Annotated in this window: 14 protein-coding genes; 5 read left to right on the top strand and 9 right to left on the bottom strand. The window is 72.2% G+C overall.

Features of this window, described 5'->3' with window-relative positions; all coding sequences use genetic code 11:
• Window positions 1–371: 371 nt before the first annotated feature.
• Complete coding sequence (locus tag O0S08_RS34055) at window positions 372–1,508, bottom strand: hypothetical protein (RefSeq protein ID WP_269033604.1); 1,137 nt, start codon at window positions 1,506–1,508, stop codon at window positions 372–374.
• 81 nt (window positions 1,509–1,589) lie between these two features.
• On the bottom strand, window positions 1,590–1,742 hold the full coding sequence (locus tag O0S08_RS34050; protein WP_269033603.1) for a hypothetical protein: 153 nt from the start codon (window positions 1,740–1,742) through the stop codon (window positions 1,590–1,592).
• Window positions 1,743–1,889: 147 nt separating this feature from the next.
• On the opposite strand from O0S08_RS34050, the gene O0S08_RS34045 reads away from it, so the two are divergent.
• Complete coding sequence (locus O0S08_RS34045; protein ID WP_269033602.1) at window positions 1,890–2,825, top strand: MBL fold metallo-hydrolase; 936 nt, start codon at window positions 1,890–1,892, stop codon at window positions 2,823–2,825.
• Between the two features lie 272 nt (window positions 2,826–3,097).
• On the opposite strand, the gene O0S08_RS34040 is transcribed toward O0S08_RS34045, so the two are convergent.
• The 3 genes from O0S08_RS34040 to O0S08_RS34030 all read right to left on the bottom strand — a co-directional run bounded on the left by O0S08_RS34040 (window position 3,098) and on the right by O0S08_RS34030 (window position 8,989).
• On the bottom strand, window positions 3,098–4,534 hold the full coding sequence (locus O0S08_RS34040; protein WP_269033601.1) for a hypothetical protein: 1,437 nt from the start codon (window positions 4,532–4,534) through the stop codon (window positions 3,098–3,100).
• A gap of 385 nt (window positions 4,535–4,919) precedes the next feature.
• Window positions 4,920–5,840, bottom strand: a complete 921-nt coding sequence (locus O0S08_RS34035; protein WP_269033600.1) for a hypothetical protein — start codon at window positions 5,838–5,840, stop codon at window positions 4,920–4,922.
• A gap of 218 nt (window positions 5,841–6,058) precedes the next feature.
• Window positions 6,059–8,989 (bottom strand): serine/threonine-protein kinase, encoded by a 2,931-nt coding sequence (locus O0S08_RS34030; RefSeq protein ID WP_269033599.1) that lies wholly within the window; start codon window positions 8,987–8,989, stop codon window positions 6,059–6,061.
• A gap of 150 nt (window positions 8,990–9,139) precedes the next feature.
• Here O0S08_RS34030 and O0S08_RS34025 point away from each other — a divergent pair, with 150 nt between their 5' ends.
• Together O0S08_RS34025 and O0S08_RS34020 are read left to right on the top strand one after the other, a co-directional pair.
• Window positions 9,140–9,439: a hypothetical protein gene (locus tag O0S08_RS34025; protein WP_269033598.1), complete on the top strand. Its 300-nt coding sequence runs from the start codon at window positions 9,140–9,142 to the stop codon at window positions 9,437–9,439.
• 145 nt (window positions 9,440–9,584) lie between these two features.
• Window positions 9,585–10,724 (top strand): STAS domain-containing protein, encoded by a 1,140-nt coding sequence (locus O0S08_RS34020; RefSeq protein ID WP_269033597.1) that lies wholly within the window; start codon window positions 9,585–9,587, stop codon window positions 10,722–10,724.
• A gap of 75 nt (window positions 10,725–10,799) precedes the next feature.
• Here the strand turns inward: O0S08_RS34020 and O0S08_RS34015 are convergent, their stop codons facing one another.
• The 4 genes from O0S08_RS34015 to O0S08_RS34000 all read right to left on the bottom strand — a co-directional run bounded on the left by O0S08_RS34015 (window position 10,800) and on the right by O0S08_RS34000 (window position 16,007).
• Window positions 10,800–11,528 carry a hypothetical protein gene (locus O0S08_RS34015; RefSeq protein ID WP_269033596.1) on the bottom strand — a complete coding sequence of 243 codons (729 nt, stop codon included), beginning with the start codon at window positions 11,526–11,528 and terminating at the stop codon, window positions 10,800–10,802.
• A 622-nt stretch (window positions 11,529–12,150) separates the two neighbouring features.
• Window positions 12,151–12,528, bottom strand: a complete 378-nt coding sequence (locus tag O0S08_RS34010) for a VOC family protein (protein WP_269033595.1) — start codon at window positions 12,526–12,528, stop codon at window positions 12,151–12,153.
• Window positions 12,529–12,868: 340 nt separating this feature from the next.
• On the bottom strand, window positions 12,869–14,593 hold the full coding sequence (locus O0S08_RS34005; protein WP_269033594.1) for a serine/threonine-protein kinase: 1,725 nt from the start codon (window positions 14,591–14,593) through the stop codon (window positions 12,869–12,871).
• Between the two features lie 601 nt (window positions 14,594–15,194).
• Window positions 15,195–16,007: an SDR family NAD(P)-dependent oxidoreductase gene (locus O0S08_RS34000; protein ID WP_269033593.1), complete on the bottom strand. Its 813-nt coding sequence runs from the start codon at window positions 16,005–16,007 to the stop codon at window positions 15,195–15,197.
• 223 nt (window positions 16,008–16,230) lie between these two features.
• Here O0S08_RS34000 and O0S08_RS33995 point away from each other — a divergent pair, with 223 nt between their 5' ends.
• Together O0S08_RS33995 and O0S08_RS33990 are read left to right on the top strand one after the other, a co-directional pair.
• Window positions 16,231–17,484 (top strand): aminotransferase class I/II-fold pyridoxal phosphate-dependent enzyme, encoded by a 1,254-nt coding sequence (locus O0S08_RS33995; RefSeq protein ID WP_269033592.1) that lies wholly within the window; start codon window positions 16,231–16,233, stop codon window positions 17,482–17,484.
• A gap of 365 nt (window positions 17,485–17,849) precedes the next feature.
• On the top strand, window positions 17,850–19,088 hold the full coding sequence (locus O0S08_RS33990; RefSeq protein ID WP_269033591.1) for a hypothetical protein: 1,239 nt from the start codon (window positions 17,850–17,852) through the stop codon (window positions 19,086–19,088).
• Window positions 19,089–19,103: the final 15 nt, after the last annotated feature.

Raw genomic sequence — 19,103 nt, 5'->3', positions numbered from 1 at the left:
GGTGAAAGCGCGGACACCTCGCGCCGCGCGCTGCGCTCGCGCTCGAGCGCTCGCGCTCGCGACGGCGCCTCATGAGGGCGCGTCGGGAGCGTCGCTGGCCGAGGTGCCGCCGTCGTCGCCGCAGGCCGACAGCGAGACGCGAGCACGACGGGCGAATCGGCCTTCGATGGAGGACGCAGCGAGAGCAGACGTGGCGGTGTGCGAGGACACGAACCGATGCGCTCGCCCCGCCGCGACGAGTCAGGCTCGGCTGCTCACGCGCTTACACGGGCTGGGCGGAAGAGTCTTCGAGGACATGTCTTGAAAGACATTCAATTGGCATGTCCTGTAGGACAGGTCTGAATAGACATGCTATCACGCCTGGGCGCCGCTCAGGGCTCGCTGCAGACCGCGTTGTAGCCGGAGCCGCCGAGGTAGCCCCAGCCGGCGGGGCAGATGTCGGCCTCGTCGGCGACGTCGTCGGGCCAGATCTGGCCGTCGGTGTTGCGGCTGAGGTTGATGATCGCTGCGGTGCTGGCCTGCGAGCAGGCCGCGGCGTAGCCGGAGCCGCCGAGGTAGTCCCAGCCGGCGGGGCAGATCTGGGCCTCGTCCGGGACGTCGTCGGGCCAGATCTGGCCCTCGGTGTCGCGGGTGAGGTAGGCCAGGGCGAGGCCGTCGGCGCCGGCGCAGACGGCGTTGTAGCCGGTGCCGCCGAGGTAGTCCCAGCCGGCGGGGCAGATGTCGGCCTCGTCGGCGACGTCGTCGGGCCAGATCTGGCCGTCGACGTCGCGGGTGAGGTTGACGATCGAGCGCGCCTCCGCGGTGCTGCAGACGGCGGCGAAGCTGGAGCCGCCGAGGTAGTCCCAGCCGGCGGGGCAGATGTCGGCCTCGTCGGCGACGTCGTCGGGCCAGATCTGGCCGGCAATGTTGCGAGTGAGATAGGCCAGAGTGAGGCGCTCTTCGCTGGTGCAGACGGCGGCGAAGCTGGAGCCGCCGAGGTAGTCCCAGCCGGCGGGGCAGATGTCGGCCTCGTCGGCGACGTCTTCGGGCCAGGTCTGGCCGTCGAGGTTGCGGGTGAGGTTGACGACCGTGCCGGGACTGTCGAGCAGGCACACTGCGTTGAAGCTGGAGCCGCCGAGGTAGGCCCAGCCGGCGGGGCAGATGTCGGCCTCGTCGGCGACGTTTTCGGGCCAGGTCTGGCCGTCGACGTTTCGCGTGAGGTAGGCGACCCGCGGCGCGCTGTCGAGGGGCTCGCCGGTCTCGCCGCGGGTGGTCGGGTCGCCGGTGTCGGACTCCGTCGTCGTGGCCTCGGTGGTGCCGTCGCCGGTCGTCGTCTCACCGTCGCCGCTGCTGCTCGTGGAGCTCGTCGTGGGCGGATCGCCGTCGGTCGGGTCGCTCGCGGCGCTGGTCTCGTCGGGCGTGCTGGCGCCGGTGGTGCCGGGGCCGACCTCGGTGGCGCCGGAATCGTCGTCGTCGCCGCACGCGGGCGCGAGGACGAGCAGGAGGGCGAAAGTGCGTCGGGGGGACATGCGGGCTCGTCTACTGCGATTCGCCGGGACGCGCAAGGTGCGTCGATTCGCCGGAGTCGAGGGACGGGCGCGCGGGCGAGTTCACGCGCGGCCGATCTCCCGGTCGCAGCCGATCTGCACGTCGCCGCTGTCCATCGCTCCGAACACCGTGCTATCGGCGACGCCACCGGCGGCAGGGTCCCCCGGCGTGACGGCTGCGCAGACCATCTCGCACACCTGCTGCTCGTCGAGCACGGTGGTGCTTGTGTCGCTGGTGCCGGTGGCGGTGGTCGGGTCTGGTGAATCTCCCGTCGAACCGGTGTCGTCGATCGGGGCCGGACAGTCCGTTTTTTGCGTGAGGACGGCTCGAAATGCCCCGGTCGGGGCACTACCATGGCGACGGTGACGTCGCGGACCCGCAAGCGCCTGCTCCTCGTCCTCACGGTCGTGCTGCTGCTCGCGTCGCTCGGGTGGAATTCCTTCCGCGCTGCGCCGTTGCCCGCGCCGCCCGCGTTCGCCGGCGAGCTGCCGCCTGCCTCGCCGCCGGCCGACATGGCGCTGGTCCATCTGCCCACGGGCATCACCCGGCGCAGCGCCGGCTTCGCCTATCGCGGGGGGGACTTCGCCGACAGGCGCGACTTCACGATGAGCGCAGTCCTGGTCCGACACCCGCGCGGCGATGTCCTGATCGACACCGGCTTCGGTCGCGACATCGCCGCGCACTTCCGGCAGATGCCGCTGTACTTCCGCGCCACCACCCGCTACGAGGCGGCGGAGCCGGCGGCCGATCAGCTCGACGCCTCCGGATATGCGCGCGAGCGCCTGCGCGGCATCCTCCTCACGCACGCTCACTGGGATCACGTGAGCGGCGTGCCCGACTTCGCCGGCACGCCCGTCCTCGTGCCGGCGGAGGAGCGGGCCTTTATCAAAGAGGGCGGCTCGCTCACCGCGGTCGCGCGCGGGTTCGCCGACGTCGTGTACGAGGAGTATCGCTTCGACGGCGGGCCCTACCTCGGCTTCCCCGCCAGCCACGATCTGTACGGCGACGGCTCGATCGTCGTCGTGCCCGCGTTCGGCCACACGCCCGGATCGGTGGTGGTGTTCGTCACGCTGCCCGGCGACCGCCGCCTCGCGTTCCTCGGCGACCTGGTGTGGCAGCTCGAGGGCATCAGCGAGCGGGCCGAGCGGGCCTGGCTGCTGCGGATGCTCGCGGACGCGGACGCGGACGGCGTGCGCGAGAACCTGCTGCGGGTGGCCGCGATCGCGGCGCGCTTCCCCGAGATGGCGCTGGTCCCGGCGCACGACGCCCGCAGCTTCGCGGCGCTGCCGCGGCTGTGATGCGGCGGGCTCGCCGTGCCATCGAACATGGCTGTCTTCGAGGACATGTGGCTCGGCGTCTCGCTCGCTCGCTCCGAGCCCCGGGCGCCGAGGGTGAGATGTCCTCGAGGACATGTGATCCGGCGTCGCGCGCTGCGGGCTTCGACGCCGACGTCGAGGTGCGCGCGACGATTGCCAGACTCCGAATGCGCGCGGCGAATGGGGCGAGCGACCGGATGCGGCCCACGACCATCAGCCCGATCGAGGGGTGGTGAGCCGATCGACGGCGCCGCTCAATGGATGCAGGGCTGCGCGGCGCGGAGCGTCAGGGCGGGCTGTTCCAGCGGCCGCGCCGGCAGCGACGCGGCGAAGCCGAGGATGTTGAGATCGGCGGCGAGGTCCGGACTTTTCAATGATTGTCCCTGGTATCGCAGCTCCAGCGCCGACCGGCGTTTCTGTCGCCGCGCGGCGTCGAAGCGGCGGCGAAACTCGTCGGGAGTGTAGACGCCGGGGGCCAGGACCGCCTCGCCCTTCTTGCTGCGCGGCACCGCAGGCTCGACTCGCAACACGTGGACGAACGGATCGTGGCGGGTCAGTCGGACCCATGACGGGACGATCAGGCTGTTCCACCGGGCGTCGTCCGCCCGCAGGTTGCTGAGCATGGCGAAGCTGTAGCGGTACTTCAGGCCGAGGTACGGCGAGAGGCCGAGGCCGATCACCACGGCGAGGGTGGCGACGGCGAAGCCGCGGTGGCGCGGACCGCCGGGCAGGCGCAGCCGCGACCGACGCGGCGACAGATCGTTCACCCGCACGGCGTCGCGCAGGCCGACGGCGACCAGACACGCGGCGAGCAGCAGCGCCGCCTGGAAGATGGCGAAGATCGTCCAGTTGTTCGGGCCGCGGTACAGGGCGAACGAGGCCGGCCACAGGACCAGGCCGAGGACCGCGAGCCAGGCGCCGCGCCGGTGCAGCGCGGGCGCGAGCGCCTCGGCGTCGCGCTCGGGCACGAAGGCCAGGGCCGCGGCGAGGATGAGGGTGTTGAAGGCGGCGGGTCCGATGTGGCCGAGGCCGGCGACCAGGGCGATCGTCCACAGCAGGCCGAGCCGCGGGTAGAACCACAACAGCGGGACCGCGAGCCCCTCGAGCGCGACGAGGAGCCAGGGCGCGGGCGTCGGCGCGGGCACGGCCCAGAACTCGCCGAGCCGCGCGGCCAGGTTGGCGCAGGTGGTGGCAGGATCGAGGAAGTCGGTGTTCAGCTTGTGCAGCGCCGCGAACCCGAGCGTGGCACTGGCGCCGATCCGCAAGACCCACTTCTGGCCGGCGGCCTCGGCGCGACGGGCCCGGTCGTCCGGATGTCTTTCGGACCAGGTGACGAGCGCGCTGGCGACGGCGAGGAGCGGGAGCAGGGCGAAGAGGGCATACTCGTCGACGACCTTGACGATCGGCCCGGCCGCGCCCGCGGGCACCGCGTAGCAGAGCCACGCCCAGGCGATCGCCAGCGGGACGAGCAGGGCGAGCCGAGGGCCGAGCGCCACCAGCAGGAGGCCGCCCAGACCGGCGACGTGAAAGCCGAGCGGGCGCGCCTCGAGGTAGTCGACGAGCGAGGCGGAGCGCACCGCCTGCAGCCAGTGCAGGACCATGGCCGCGCCCGCGAACCGCCACGCGAGGCGCGTGGTCGCGGAGCCGAGCGGCGCGACGGCCCGCGCGAACATGCCGTGGAGAGCGCTCATCTGCGTCCGTGCGCCGGCGACAACGGCGAATCGCCGGCGACCTGGGCCGCGCGAGGCTGGCACGTCGCGCGCGCCGTGCCAAGTTACGCGAATGCAAGGAGTCGTCGGCGCCGAAGTCGCCGGGGGCGAGGTCGCGAGGTGCGATGATTCGGCGAGACAGGCGCCCGCCTACGGCCGGATCAGGCGCGCGGCGACGGTCCAGCGAATGACCAGCCCGAGGCGAATGTGTGCACTCGCTGCAGCGGCTCGTCATGACCCACTCGACGATGTCGCGCAGCATTCCTCCGGCCGGCTCGGGGGAGCGTTCGACGTCAGCGCTCGCAATCGGGAGGCGAGCGACGAGCGCGGCGGCCGGAAGGGATCGAGCTCGCGGCGGCGCGTGGGTTCAGAACACCCAGGTATAGCCGCCGCTGACGCTGGCGCTCACCTCACCGCCGCCGCCGAGGAACACCACGATCCCGACGGGCGACGGCTTGACCTTGCCGGTCGTGAGGGCGAGCCACCCGGCCTCGTCGGCGGGGAGGGCGAAGATCACCTGGATCCCGCCGCCGCCCTCGACCTCCACCTCGAGGGTCGCCGCGAAGTAGGGGCCCTTGAGATCGGCGGGCCGCGGCGTCCACACACCGAGCTGGGCGGTCGTCGACGCGCCGACCGACACCGCGACCCCGCCGACGCCGTAGAACCCGCCGATCGTGGCCGCGTCGGGCAGCGTGGCCGCGTAGCCGAAGCAGCCCTCCGCGCCCGCCCCGTAGGCCGCGCTGCCAGCCAGGCCCAGCGAGAGGGTGTCGAAGCTGCCCGCCGCGGCGGCGATCGCCTGGATCTCCGGGCGTCGCAGCAGCGATCTCATGGCCTCCTGCGCGCCCGGGTCGCGCTTCTTGCTCGCGGCGGCGGTGACGACCCGCTCGAAGTCGGCGGCGGCCTTCGGGTCGCCGAGGAGTGCGCGGCCGCCCGCGAACATCGCATCGACCAGCGGGCGGGAGCCCTTGAACACCGCCATCGCCGCGTCGAGCAGGAGGTCGACCAGGCCGTCGAAGAGCCAGCGCTCGAGCGCCGCGACCGTCTCGTTCCACGCCGCCTCTCCGAGCCGTAAGGCGTCGTCGTAGGCGTTCTCGGCCAGAGCCCCGGCGCTGGCGCCGATCCGCTCCGCCTCGCTCGCGGCCTTTTCGGCGGCCTCGGCGGTCTTCTTCGCCGCGTCCGTGGCGGCCTCGGCGGTCTTCTTCGCCGCGTCCCCGACCTCCTTCGTCGCCTTCTTCGCGCCCTTCTTCAAGCTCTTGCTGGCCTTCTTCAACGTCTTTCCGATACCCATGTCGTTTCTCCCGGCCCGATAGCGGCGGCGGGGCGGGCGACAGATGTTGAGGAAGTGTGACGGCGCAGCGATCGCTCGCCCCTGCTCTGATTCATGAAAGCGGGTTCGATCGGCTGCGTGCGCGATCGTACGTCCGCCGTCGCGCTCGACGGGCCGAGAGAGGCATCTTTATGGACATGTCGTAACGAGCACGTCCTGAAAGTCATGCGGAGAACGGCTCAAGGCGCCGGGTGCTCGGTCAGCCAGGCGGCGAGGCGGTCGCGGGACTCGTTGGTGCCGGAGGTCGTGGCGAAGATCTCTGCGGCCTGTTCGGCCAGGGCGCGGGCGCGCGGGCGGTCGATGCCGGCCTGCCACAGGGCGCGGGCGAGGGCGAAGCGGGCCTCCGCGAGCTCCTCGGGCTGGACCTGGTTGGCCTCGCGGATCGCCAGGGCGCGCTCGAGCTCGGGGACCGCCTCGCGGGCGCGGCCGAGGTCGATCAGGGTGTCGCCGCGGCCGATGAGGGTGTGCGCGACGCTCGGGTGGCCATCGCCTAACACCTGCTCCTGGCTGGCGAGGGCGCGGGCGAACATCTTCAGCGCGTCCTCGTGCGCGCCGCCGTTGTGGAGGACGAGGCCGAGGCCGGAGACGCTCGAGACCGTCGAGGGGTGGTGCGGGCCGAGCTTGCGCTCGTAGATCGCCAGCGCCCGCCGCAACAGGCGCTCGGCCTCGGCGTCGTCGTGGGTGTCGTAGCGGACCGTGGCGAGGTTGTGCAGGGTGTCGGCGACCTGCGGGTGATCGGGGCCGAAGGTCTTCTCCTGGATCGCCAGCGCCTGCAGGAACAGCCGCGTGGCCTCGTCGTAGGCGCCGGTGGCCTCGTACACGAGCGCCAGGTTGCACAGCGAGGTGGCGACCAGGGTGTGCTCGCGGCCGAAGGTGGCCTCGCGGATCGCCAGGGCGCGGGTGAGGGCGGCGATCGCCTCTGCGTAGGCGCCGGTGGCCTCGTGGACCAGCGCGAGGTTGTTGAGGGTGGTCCCGACCTGCGGGTGCGACGGGCCCAGGACCTGCTCGTAGATCGCCAGCGAGCGGGCGTACAGGCGCGCGGCCTCGTCGATCGCGCCGGCGACGTAGCGCACGCCGGCGAGGTTGTTGAGGCTGTCGGCGACGCGCGGGTGCTGCTCGCCGAGCGCGGCCTCGCGGGCCGCGAGCACGCGGGCGTACAGGCGCGTGGCCTCGCCGAGGTCGCCGGCGACGTAGTGCACGCCGGCGAGGGTGCTGTCGAGGTCGGCCTGCTCGAGCGGGTGCGCCCCGGCCAGCAGCGCCAGCTGGGTCCGCGCCGCCTCGGCCCACACCTTGCCCTCGGCCAGCCGCGTGCCGCGGTAGCCGACCACGTAGACCAGCTCGGTGCTGGCCTGCAGGGCGAGGCGGGCCGCGCGGGCCTCGCGGGCGGCCGCGACTGCGCGCAGGTAGCCGGCCTCGGCGTCGGCGTAGGCGCCTGTCTCTTCGGCCAGGGCGGCTGCGCGGATCTCGGCCTGGGCGACCAGCGCGGGCCAGCCGACGGCCCGGGCCTCGTGCAGGGCCTCGTGCGCGACCGGCAGGCCCTCGGCGTAGCGCCCGGCGGCCGCCAGCGAGGCGGCGCGGGCCAGCCGCTCGCGCACCGCGAGGACCTGCGCGCGCTGGTCGAAGCGCATCATCGGCCGCTCGCGCAGGTGGGCCGGGTCGGCGCACAGCTCGGGCGAGGCGAGCGCCGCGGCGGCGCCGGTGACCTCGGTGAGGCTGGCCGCGTCGGAGCGCCCGAGCTCGCGCACGAGGGCGGCGAAGGTGCCGCGGGCCTCGGCGAGGCAGTCGAAGGCGCGGCCGTACTGCTCGCCGTCCCAGGTCCTGTCGAGGCGGTGCGCGCGGCAGGCCTGGTCGGCGACCGCGTGCCACGAGTCGGCCCAGCGATCGAGCCAGGGCGCGGTGAGGGCGAAGGTCGCGGCCGCGTGCGCGGCCCCGGTGGCGACGAAGGCCTGCTCGAGCGCGCCGCGAGCGGCGTCGTCCCAGTCGGCGAACACCGCCGAGGCCGTGGCCTCGCAGGCGGCGATCGTGCGCTGCTCGCCGAGCAGCGCCGCGCCGACGCCCGCCGAGGCCAGGGCGACGACCCCGGCGACGACCGCCGCGGTCCGGCGGCGGCGGGTCGGGTCGGCGCGCAGGGCCTGCAGCAGCGCGCGGGTGTCGGCGAAGCGGGCGGCCCGGTCGCGCGCCAGGCCGCGCCCCAGCACCCGCCGCAGCCACTGCGGCGCGCGGGCCCGCGGCGGCGGGGTGACGACGCCGGCGGTGACGCTGGCCATCAGCGCCGCGAGGGTCTCGCCGGCGAACGGGCGCTGGCCGTAGAGCGCCTCCCAGGCGGTCGCGCACAGGGCGAACTGATCGGAGCGGGCGTCGACCGCCTCGCCCAGGAACTGCTCCGGCGCCATGAAGGCCGGCGTGCCCATGATCGAGCCGGTGCTGGTGAGGGTCACCGCCGAGACGCCGCCGGTGGCTTCGCTCGGCGGCGGGGCCGACGGGTCGGCGCGGGCGAGGCCGAAGTCCATCAGCCGCACGCGCCCGTCGGCGCCGACCATGATGTTGTCGGGTTTGATGTCGCGGTGGACGAGGCCCTTGGCGTGGGCGGCGGCGAGGCCCTCGCCGGCCGCGAGGACGACCGCGAGGATGTCCCGCCACGAGCGCGGCGCGGCGGTCGTCCACGCGCCCAGGGTCTGGCCGTCGACGAATTCCATCGCCAGGTAGACGCGATCCTCGAAGGTGCCGACGTCGTGGATCGCCACCACGTTGGGGTGATCGAGCCGGGCCAGCGCCTGCGCCTCGCGCAGCAGCCGGACCTGGCCCGCGGCCGGATCGCCGGCGGCCGTGGTCTTGAGCAGCTTGACCGCGACCTTGCGGTCGAGCAGGTCGTCGTAGCAGGCGTACACGACGCCCATCGCCCCGCGGCCGACCTGACCTAGGACCGTGAAGCGACCGATCCGCACCGGGCCGCCGCGGCGGGGGAACAGCGCCCGCTTGACCATCTCCTTGTCGAGCGGCGTGCCCGGGCCCGGCGGCGGCGGGCGCAGATCGACCTGGCCCGAGCGCAGGTTCGCCGCCTGTCCGGTCGCGGCGAGGGTCGCCCCCAGGCTGTCGTCCTCGCCGGTCATCGGGGCGGAGGATCAGTGTCGGCCGCCTGCGGGTCAATTGCGTGAAAACGCCATTCGCAAGCCGCGAGCGATTTCGCGTGCCGCCGTTCCGGCCGCCCGATCGGGCGGCCCTGCGGTGCGTCCGCCGCCGTGTCACAGTAGAGTGACGCGATGCACGGGTACCTGCAGGCCTTCGCCGGCGCGGCCGAGCAGCTGCGCGACGTGACGTTCTTCCGGCTGCTCCTGCCGGTCCTACTGGTGGTCGGCGTGGCGCTGACGATCCGCTGGGGCGTCCGCGGGATCGTCCAGCGCCGCACCGTCCTGTTCGGCCGCGGCGGCTCCGGCCGCTTCCTCCACGGCGAGGTCGAGGGCCCGGCGGCGATCGTCGTCGGCCTGCTCCACCTCGTGTGCGCCGCCGCCATCGCCGCCACCCTCGGCCCGCTGTCGTACTTCCTGTGGTGGCCGCGCTAGGATGTCCCGAGGGACATGCGGCGTTTTCGCGCGCCGGCAGGCCTTTTAGACATGTTCTTTCAGCCAGGCTGGCTGAGCGATAGCGAGCTGCCCGCATCTGGGGATGAGTGCTGCCGGCCCCGGCGCTTGGGTAGCCTCGGGAGCGATGGATGAACGAAGCAAGCGCGCCCCGCACGTCGTGATCGAGGTGGACGACGTTTCTCGAGTGACCGGGTGGAGCCACCGGGCCGAGCAGGTGTTCGGGGCGAGCGAGGCGGACGCGCTGGGGCGCGAGCTCGGCGAGGTCGTGCCGCTGGCGGCCGGCAGCTGGGCGAGCTTGCTGGCGGCCGACAGCGAGGCGCCGCAGGTGCACGCGGTGGTGCGCGAAGGCGGGCCGCTGCAGTTCGAGGCGTGGTGGCAAGGGACGCGCGACGCCGACGGCCGCCGGATCGGCGCGGCGATCCACGGCCACGACGTCACCGCCCGGGTGGCCGCGCATCGCCGGGCGGCGCTGGCCGAGCAGATGTTCTGGGCGGTGGCCGAGAACCTCGACATCTCGGTGTGGGCGCTCGACCGGGACGGCAGGTACCTGTTCCAGGACGGCAAGGCCATGCGCGCCGCCGGGGTCGCCCCGGAGTTCTTCGTCGGTCGCGTGATCTTCGAGGCGTTCCCCGACATCCCGGCCGTCGAGGGGGTGAGGCGGGCGCTCGCCGGCGAGCTGCGCGTCGAGGAGGCCGAGGTGCTCGGGATGCCGTGGCGCAACTGGTACATCCCGGTGCCGGACCCCGGCGAGGGCCAGGCGGCGATGGTCGGCATCTCGTTCGACCTCGGCGATACGCGCCGCCGCGAGGCCGAGCTGCAGGCCAAGCTCGACCTGATCGAGAAGCAGCAAGAGGTCATCCGCGAGCTGTCGACCCCGATCATCGAGGTGTGGGACGGCATCATCACTTTGCCGATCCTCGGCCTCGTCGACAGCGTCCGCACCGCCGAGATCATGGACAACCTGCTGCAGGCGGTCAGCCGCCTGCGCGTCCGCTACGCGATCCTCGACCTCACCGGCGTCGAGGTCGTCGACACCGGCACCGCCAGCCACCTCATCTCGATGATCCGCGCGATCGGCCTGCTCGGCGCCGAGGGCGTGCTGACCGGCATCCACCCGATGATCGCGCAGACGATGGTGTCGCTCGGCGTCGACCTGTCCCACGTGACCGTCCACGCCCGCCTGCGCGACGCGCTGCTGCACTGCATCACCCGGCTCGGCGAGCAGAAGCGCCGGGCCGCAGCGGGCGCGCCGGCGCAGAAGTAGCATGTCCGAAGGGACATGTCCTCGCATTGCGCGAGGACGCGGGTGATTCGCCGGTCCGGTCGGACCGGCGAATCATCACTCGAAGCCGCAGCAGGTGTCCATCTTGTCGAAGATCGCGTCGCCGTCGAGGCAGACGCCGTCGGCCGCGCACTGGGCGACCTCGACCCCGTCCTCGGTGCAGACGCAGAGGTCGCCGGTGCAATCGATCTCCCGCGCCGGCGCGTCGGGGCAGTAGCGGCCGAGGCCGCAGCCGTCGTCGCCCTGGCTCATGGCCAGCTTGCAGTTGCCGCCGTCGCAGTCGAGCAGCGCCTCCAGCTCGTCGCCGCACGGACCCTCGTCGGTCTGCTCCTCCAGGTCGAAGCAGCTGAGGCCGGAGATGCACTGGACGAGGGCCAGGTTGGCGGGGACGCAGCCGGAGTCGATCTCCTGAAACTCCTCGGCGCAGCCGACCGCGCACTCGGCCGCGTCGACCGTGTCGTCGCACTTGGCCATGTTGTCGCACGCGGCCTCGCAGGCGCTCTGGTGCTCGGGGTCGACGGGACCGGTGGTGCTCGAGGTGGTGTCGCCCTCGGTGTCCTCGCCGGAGGTGGCGACCGGCGGGTCGTCGTCCCCGGTGGCCTCGCTGCCCTCGCCGACCGAGGGGGCCGTGGTCGGCTCGCCGGTGGTCGAATCGCCGGTGGTCGCCTCGGTGGTCGACTCGGTGGTCGACCCGGTGGCGCTGTCGGTCTCGCCCTTGGACGGGTCACAGGCGCCGGTGAAGAACAGGAACGTAAGGGTAAGGAAGTGAAAGTTCGAGCGCAGCATGACGAGTTCTCGTGGTGAAGCGGCGAGTCGGCGAGGTCGTTTGCCGCGCCGTCCCGCTTGCTCGCGTGGAGTCGCCGGTGCCGGGAGAAAAATTGCCCGCCGGCTGCAACTCGTCGGCGAAAAACAGGAGGCGTTCGCGCGCGGCGCGAGGCGCAGGCCCCGCGGAAACGCGGTTCGCGCGAGGGCGCTCGCGGCGGCGACTCAGGCGTCGCGCGCGCTCGCGGTTCCTTCGAGGAGGTCGCGGCCGCCACGCGCGACGCAGCGGTCGCGTCATTCAGCTCGAGGAAGAACCGCGAGGCGAGAGCGGTGGCGGTGCGCGCGTGGGCATCGCGCCGCTCGCGATTCATTCGTCGGTGGGCGTCCTCAGAGCGGTGGCGGTGTGCGTGAGGGCATCGCGCCGCTCGCGGTTCATTCGTCGGTGGGCGTCCTCAGAGCGGTGGCGGTGCGCGCGTGGGCATCGCGCCGCTCGCGGTTCATTCGTCGGTGGGCGTCCTCGGCTCGCGGAGGACCGCGAGGCGCACGCGTGCGACTCGCGCCGCGCACGAATCATTCGTCGGCGCGAATCCCCGGCTCGAAGAGGAGAGGCGCTCACGGCGACGCGTGCGAGGGCGCCGCGCTCGGTTCATTCGTCGGTGCGCGTCATCAGCTCGAGGAAGTGGCCGTTCGGGTCCGCGAAGTACACGCGGCGGCCGCCCTGGCCGTAGTGGCTGATCCGGTTGTCGAACCCGCCGTGCGGGCCCGAGGCGAACGGGAGGCCGGCGGCGCGGACCCGGCCGAAGATCGCGTCGAACTCGGCGTCGTCGACGAGGAACGCGTAGTGATGGACCTCGAAGCCGTCGTCGCCGTCGCCGAAGTCGAGGGTCAGCGAGTCGTTGACGCGCACGGGGGCGAACGGACCGACCTCGCCGGTGTAGCGCAGGCCGAACAGCTGCGCGAAGAACCGAGCGGACGCGACCTTGTCGTGGGCCGGTACGATCGTGTGATTGAGGGTGATCGCCATGGCGGCACTCCTGGGTGGTGGCGACGAGCGTAGCGCCGGGCGCGGCCCGTGTCAGCCGAGCCGCAGCCGATCGGCTGAGGCTGCCAGGCCTCGTCGAGCACGGCAGGCGGATGTGCCTGCTGGGCGACAACTCCATTGCGGCTCGGGTACACGTTCGAGGCGACCGAGCGCTTCGTCGACGGAATCCAAGCTCGACCCTGGGCTCGCCGGTGTCGTTCTCGCTGGCCCACCGCATCGATCGCATCGGTCGCATCGACACGGCGACGGCGCCTCGAGAGCGCGGCCGGGACTTCGTCGGCCTGCAGGAGGAGCGCTGGTCGACGTCGAGCGGCGACGGAGCTCAGCCGTTCATGGCGCGGGCGAGCAACTGCCACACCAGGAGGCACACGAGCAGGGCAATCGTCATCCTGAGAACAAGGCCGCGCACACGGTGATGTACCAGGCCACGCTCGATCTCCGCGACGAGCACGTGCATCGACGGGAAGCGCTCGCGCGGGTCGGGACGGAGCCCCCGCTCCAGGATGCGGCGCAGCCAGCGCGGTACTCTGGTGTTTCCCGGTGGTTCGACAATCACCCCCCTTTGGACCGACTGGGCCAGAAAATCTCGCGGGTCACCCTCGAACGGTCGGCTCCCGAACAGGCACTCCCACGCGGTGACGCAGTACGAGAACTGGTCACTCTCCGGAGTCGAGCCCTCTCCGGCGAAGCTTTCAGGCGCCATGTAGGCTGGCGTCCCAGCGAGCTTGTCCTCGTCGTTCAGCGGCTCCGGTCTCGCCTCGTCTCGGATGATTGCCAGGCCGAAGCCGACCAAGAGCAGATGATCGCCGTCGACGATGACGACGTTGGACGGTTTGATATCGCGGTGAACCACGCCCTTCTGATGGACGGCCGCGAGCGTGCGGCCGAGGACGAGCAGCCGTCCGAGCATCCGTGGCCATTCCGCCGTCCGCTCGGATTCGTGCGCGTCCAATGGAGAGCCGCTGTGCCGCTCCGTCACCAAGTAGGTGTCATCCTGCGCCTCGAACACGTCGAGGCAACGCACGACATTCGGGTGTGAGATTCGCCCGAGGGCCCGCGCTCCGCGGAACAGCCGCTCGCGAGCCCGTCCCCTGTGCTCCGGCGCACTCACGCAGGTGAGCGCCACGGTCCGGTCGACGACCGGATCGTACGCCTCAAATACGGCTTGCAGGCCATCTCGCTTGGAGAGGCGCATGACTCGATAGCGCCCGGAGACCACCAATTCCGGGGGGTCCGCGCCGAAGATTTGGGTCCGAGCCCGTGCGTAATCCCAAGCCGCCTCCAACCCCGGGCTGAACTCGTCGCCCGCCGCCAGCTCGGCGGGAAGCCGCAGATCCAGGGTGTCCGCTTTCTCGGCTGCGGGCGGTCGGTCGCGTCGCGTTGCTACGGACCGGACCCCAGCGAGCGCCGCCGCGTCGGGCTTCACCTCCTCGAGATACGCCTCCCCCTCGTCGGGCCCGAAGACCACGCCATAGTATCGGAGCCGGAGTCGCGATGCGCATAACGCGCGCGCCATCGGCGATTGGTTGAGGGCAGTGAGCAGGAGCTGTAGCGTCTCGGGATCGCCGTCCAGCGTGACGATCGTGCTTCCGGGGCGAATGGAGTTGATGTGCACTTCGGAAACGCGCGCGCCGAGGATCTCCGACAGCGTGGCCCGTAGCTCGTCCTCGTCGAAGACCGTCACGGGAGCGTCCAGGACCAGGCGTACCATCATTGTGACCGGTCTCACGGATGCGGGCAGCGTGGGGCCGGGAGAAGGTGGCGCGTCCGCCGGGACCGCGATGCCATGAGCGCCGGCTGCGGCGACGATCTGCGCCCGTTTCAGCGGCCGGCGCTCGAGAAATCGCAGGAACAGGACCGGCGTGAGGCCGTGCCGCAGCAGATGATCGAGGGTTTGCCCGTAGAATTCGGCCGGCGAGGACGAGCTCACCGGCAGGTAGTGCAGAAACGTGTCCGAATAGATGGCGCGCAGAATGTCCCTGAGCTCGGCGGGAACGAACAATTGAAGGACGGCTTCCAGAGCGGCTCTGGGGGGCGTTTCCGACACGGGTGGAACCTATCAGGCTCGAGCGAGTGAGGTCAACACAGCCGCCATTGCACCCGAGCACGGCAGCGGCTTCCGGGTCGCGCGGGGCGGGCCTGCCAGGCCCCGATCTCATGGATCGGCCCGCCGGACAGCCGCGTGCTGCCGCAGTGAGGGGAGCGGGCCGAGCGGCCGTCTCGCATGACCGGCGGCCGGGTGCGCGAGAACGACGGCGAAAGGGTCGTCGGTGTACCATCAATGACTAAAAGGACATGTCTATAAGGTCAGAATGTCCGCGACCCGGCGTGCTCACCCCTGTGGGGCGCAGCGGCTCCGCGGGTAGGCCCCGACGCGGTCGACACCCAGGCCCTGCCACGAGCAGCACGCCGATCGGCGCCCGGACGAAGCATGCCTGAGCGCTCGGAAATCTTGGAAGGAATTGACTTGCTCCTACGGTTGAAACGGCTCTCTCGCCGAGAGCTGGAGCGTTGGACGCCTGAGGCGAACGGGCCGACCTCGCCCGCTTCGCCGGCCTGCGCTACACGTGGGACCCGAAGGCTCCGCCGAGGTCGCGGATCACCCAGCAGAGGTGCTCGCCCCGCCGCGCTCGACTGCGGCGCGTGGCTCACTCGTTCATCTCGTAGTTGTTTCGCATGAGCCATTCGAACAGCGACTCGGGGATCAGCCGGCGCGCCCGCGGCACCCACACCGCGTCGTTGCCGAGGCGGTAGCGGAGGCGTGGCCGGGGGGCCTCGAGGATCCGCAGCAGCAGTCGCGCGAAGCCGATCGGGTCGGGGCCCGATTGTTCGGAGCGGGCCATGATGTCGATCGCGCGGTCGCGGGTGGCGGCGTAGGCGTCGAGGCCGGCGGCGGCCCGCTCGCGCGCGGCGGTCCCGGCGGTCTTGAAGTCGCCGGGCTCGATCATCGACACGTGGATGCCGAACCTGCGCACCTCCTGGCGCAGGCCCTCGGACAGCCCCTCGATCGCGAACTTGGTGGCCGAGTAGTAGGCGTGGAACGGCACGCCGACGAGCCCGGCGAGCGAGGAGACGTTGACGATCCGCCCGCCGCCCTGGGCGCGCATGATCGGCAGGACCGCCCGCATCATCCGCGCCGTGCCGAAGAAGTTGGTCTCGAACTGCGCCTTCGCCTCGTCGATCGCGGTCTCCTCGACCGCCCCGGCCAGGGCGTAGCCGGCGTTGTTCACCAGGACGTCGATGCGGCCGGCGCGGCGCACGACCTCGTCGACGCACGCGGCCGCCGAGGCGTCGCTGCGCACGTCGAGCGGCAGCATGGTGAAGCCGTCGCGCGTCTCGCCGGGGGCGGCGCGGCGGCTGGTGCCGAACACCTTCGCCCCGCGTGCGGCGAGCAGCCGCGCCGCGGCCTCGCCGAAGCCCGACGATGCGCCGGTGATGAGGACCACTGCTCCCTCGCGCATGCGCGGCCTCCTGAGCCCGCTCGAGGGTAGCCGGCGCGCTGGCGCGGGCATAGCCGCGCGGCGCGAGCCGGCGCAGTGAGCTTTCGAGCGGGCTCAGGCGCGGACGTGCGTGGCATACTGGAGGGATGCGGGGAGCGGGGGCGGAGCATCGATCGCACGCGGGCGGCCGCGGGGTCGAGGCGGTTTCCTGGCGTCGTCGGCGAGCGCGCGAGAGCGGTGGGGCGTGGCGGAGCTGAAGCGCACGACCGGGTCGCTCGACGAGCGGATCGCCCTGGTGCAGGCCAACGCCGACGCGCTGCGCAGCCGCGGCCTGGCGCACCAGGTCGCCGAAGACGGCGAGTTCGACGGCCGGCACATCACCCTCGCCGGTCGTCGCGTGGTCCACTTCGGCAGCTGCTCGTATCTCGGGCTCGAGACCGACGTGCGCCTCAAGGTCGGCGCCTGCGAGGCGGTGATGCGCTGGGGCACCCAGTTCTCGAGCTCGCGCGCGTACGTGTCCGCGCCGCCGTACGCGGAGCTCGAGCGGCTGCTGCGGCGCATGGTCGGCGAGCTGCCGCTGGTGCTCGCGCCGACGACGACGCTGGGACATCAGGCCGCGCTGCCGCTGCTGCTCGCCCGCGGCGACGCGGTGCTGTTCGACGTCCAGGTCCACAGCAGCGTGCAGGCGGTGCTGCCGGCGCTCAAGCAGCAGGGCATCCCGTGCGCGCCGGTGGGCCACGGCCGCCTCGACCAGGTCGAGCGCAAGGCGCGGGCGCTGGTGCGGAGCCACGCGCGCGTGTTCTACCTGTGCGACGGGGTGTACAGCATGCACGGCGATTGCGTCGACGTGCCCGAGCTGTTCGGCCTGCTCGACCGCGTGCCCGAGCTGTTCGCCTACGTCGACGACGCGCACGGCGTCGGCTGGGCCGGCCGCCACGGCGCCGGCGTGGTGCTCGGCGAGCACGGCATCCACGCGCGCATGGCGGTCGCGCTCGGTCTGGCCAAGGGCTTCGCCGCCGGCGGGGCGGCGCTGGTGTTCGCCGACCCGAACGCGGCGCGGCGGGTGTTCAGCTGCGGCGGTCCGATGGTGTTCTCCGGCCCGCTCCAGCCGGCCCAGCTCGGCGCCGCGATCGCGTCGGCCAAGATCTTGCTGTCGCCCGAGCTCGCGGCGCTGCAAGCCGCGGTGCGCGAGCGCATCGCCCTGTTCGACGTGCTGGCCGCCGGCGAGGGCCTGTGGGTCCGCAGCTCGCAGCCGACGCCGATCCGCTTCGTCGAGATCGGCGACGAGGACCAGACCGTCGAGCTCGGGGCGCGCCTGCTCGCCGCGGGCTACTACGCGAACGTGGCCGTGTACCCGGCAGTGCCGCGCCGCCGCGCCGGACTGCGGATGATGCTGAGCGCGCGCCACGAGCCGGGCGACATCGAGGGGCTTCTGCGGGCGCTCGGCAGCCTGCGCCGCGGGCTGGCGGGCAAGGGGGCGGGGGCTGTTCCGGTATGACTCATGGGACATGTCCCATGATGCGTCCTTTGCTCGTCGCTCGCGTCGGCGAGCGCCGAGCGGAGCCCCCGGGCTGAGCTTCCGCCTCCGCGCTCACGCGGGTCGCAGTCTCTCGTCACCAGGTGTCAGGCCCGGCCTGCCGGACTGTGCGAGGATCGGCCGGCGTTGCCACCATTCGAGGTGAAGCGCGAGGAGCTCGCCCGGTCCGCGGGCACGGGCCGTCCGAGCGAGGGGAGCGGCGGAGCTGGTGGAGCGAGGCCGAAGCCGTTCGTCGGCCTGCTGCCATGATTCGCGCTCACAGGGCGGTTCAGCGCGCTTGCGAGGCGCTGCTTCGCCGATATCGTAAGAGCGTGGAGGACCGCGTCATGACTGAAATGGTGAGAGAGCGCGGAGAGCGTTCGCGGCAGCGACGCCGCTGCGGCGCACGGGTGCTGGCGCTCGCGGTCGGCCTCGGCTGGCAGGACGTGCCCTCGGCGAGCGGCCCGCGCGAGGGCGCCGCACCTGCCGCTTGTTACACCGTCGAGCCCGTCCCTGACCTCGGCGACCCGCCCTCGCCCTGGCAGGTGTTCGTCGACCTCGACGAGGACGGCCGGGTGCTGCTGAACACCTCGCTCCAGGAGGAGTCCTCGCGCGCCTACTTGTGGTCGGGCGGTCCGCCGCAGCCGATCGTCGTCGAGGACGCCCGGTCGCTCCACGCCCTCGACATGAACGAGCGCGGCGAGGTCCTGGTGGCCGCGTACCGCGACGGCGAGGAGGGCGAGCAGGCCTTCGTGTGGCAGGACGGCGAGGTGCGGGCGGAGATCCCCCTCCCGCAGAACGACGGCGTCGAGCGCGGATGGATCGACGACGACGGGCGGGTGGTGCTGCGATTGATCATCGAGCACGCGGATCGATTCATCTACCGGCGCGCCGTCCTGTGGCGCGATGACGAGGTCCAGGACCTCGGCATATGGACGGTGGGCGACGTGAACGAGGACAACCTGATCGCCGGCATCGACCTCGACAGCGGCGAGCTCGCGAAGTGGCGCGCCAATCGCAAGCTCGACGCCGTCGAGCTCTGCCCCCTCGGCGTCCTGCAAAACAACGACGTGCGGATCAATCGCCGCGGTCAGGTCCTCGCCTCCATGTACTGCAACACGGAGGACGTCCTCGACATCGACGAACGCCTGGTGCTGTGGGACGGCGACGAGGTCCGCGAGATGCCGCGCCTGGGCGGCGAGCCGATGCGATTCGTCGACCTGAACGACCGCGGCGACGTCCTTGGGTCGGTCAGCGCCGAGAAGGGGCTCGTCCCGGTGCTCTGGCGCGGCGAGGAGCTGCTCGAGATCCCGCTCGCGCCCGGCCTCGAGGCCGTCGAGGTCACAGACATCAACGAGGACGGCCTCATCACCGGCTTCAGCTACGAGGGCGGCCAGGTCGTCGGCGATGTCTCGGGCCTGAAGCCGCTCCCGCCCGCGCCCGGGTTCACGGGCGACCAGGTCTACGGCAAGCTCAACGAGCGCGGCGTGATCGTGCACTCGCTGGCCGACGACTACTTCGAGGTCGAGGAGCTGCGCACGTTCGTGTGGCGCCCGAGCGCGTGCGACGTGCAGCAGGGTCCCTGAACGAGGGCCCCTGGC

This window comes from Nannocystis punicea, assembly GCF_026965555.1.
Lineage (GTDB): Bacteria > Myxococcota_A > Polyangia > Nannocystales > Nannocystaceae > Nannocystis > Nannocystis punicea.
Note: the sequence above shows the minus strand (reverse complement) of the source record. Positions and strands in the feature narration are given on the sequence as shown.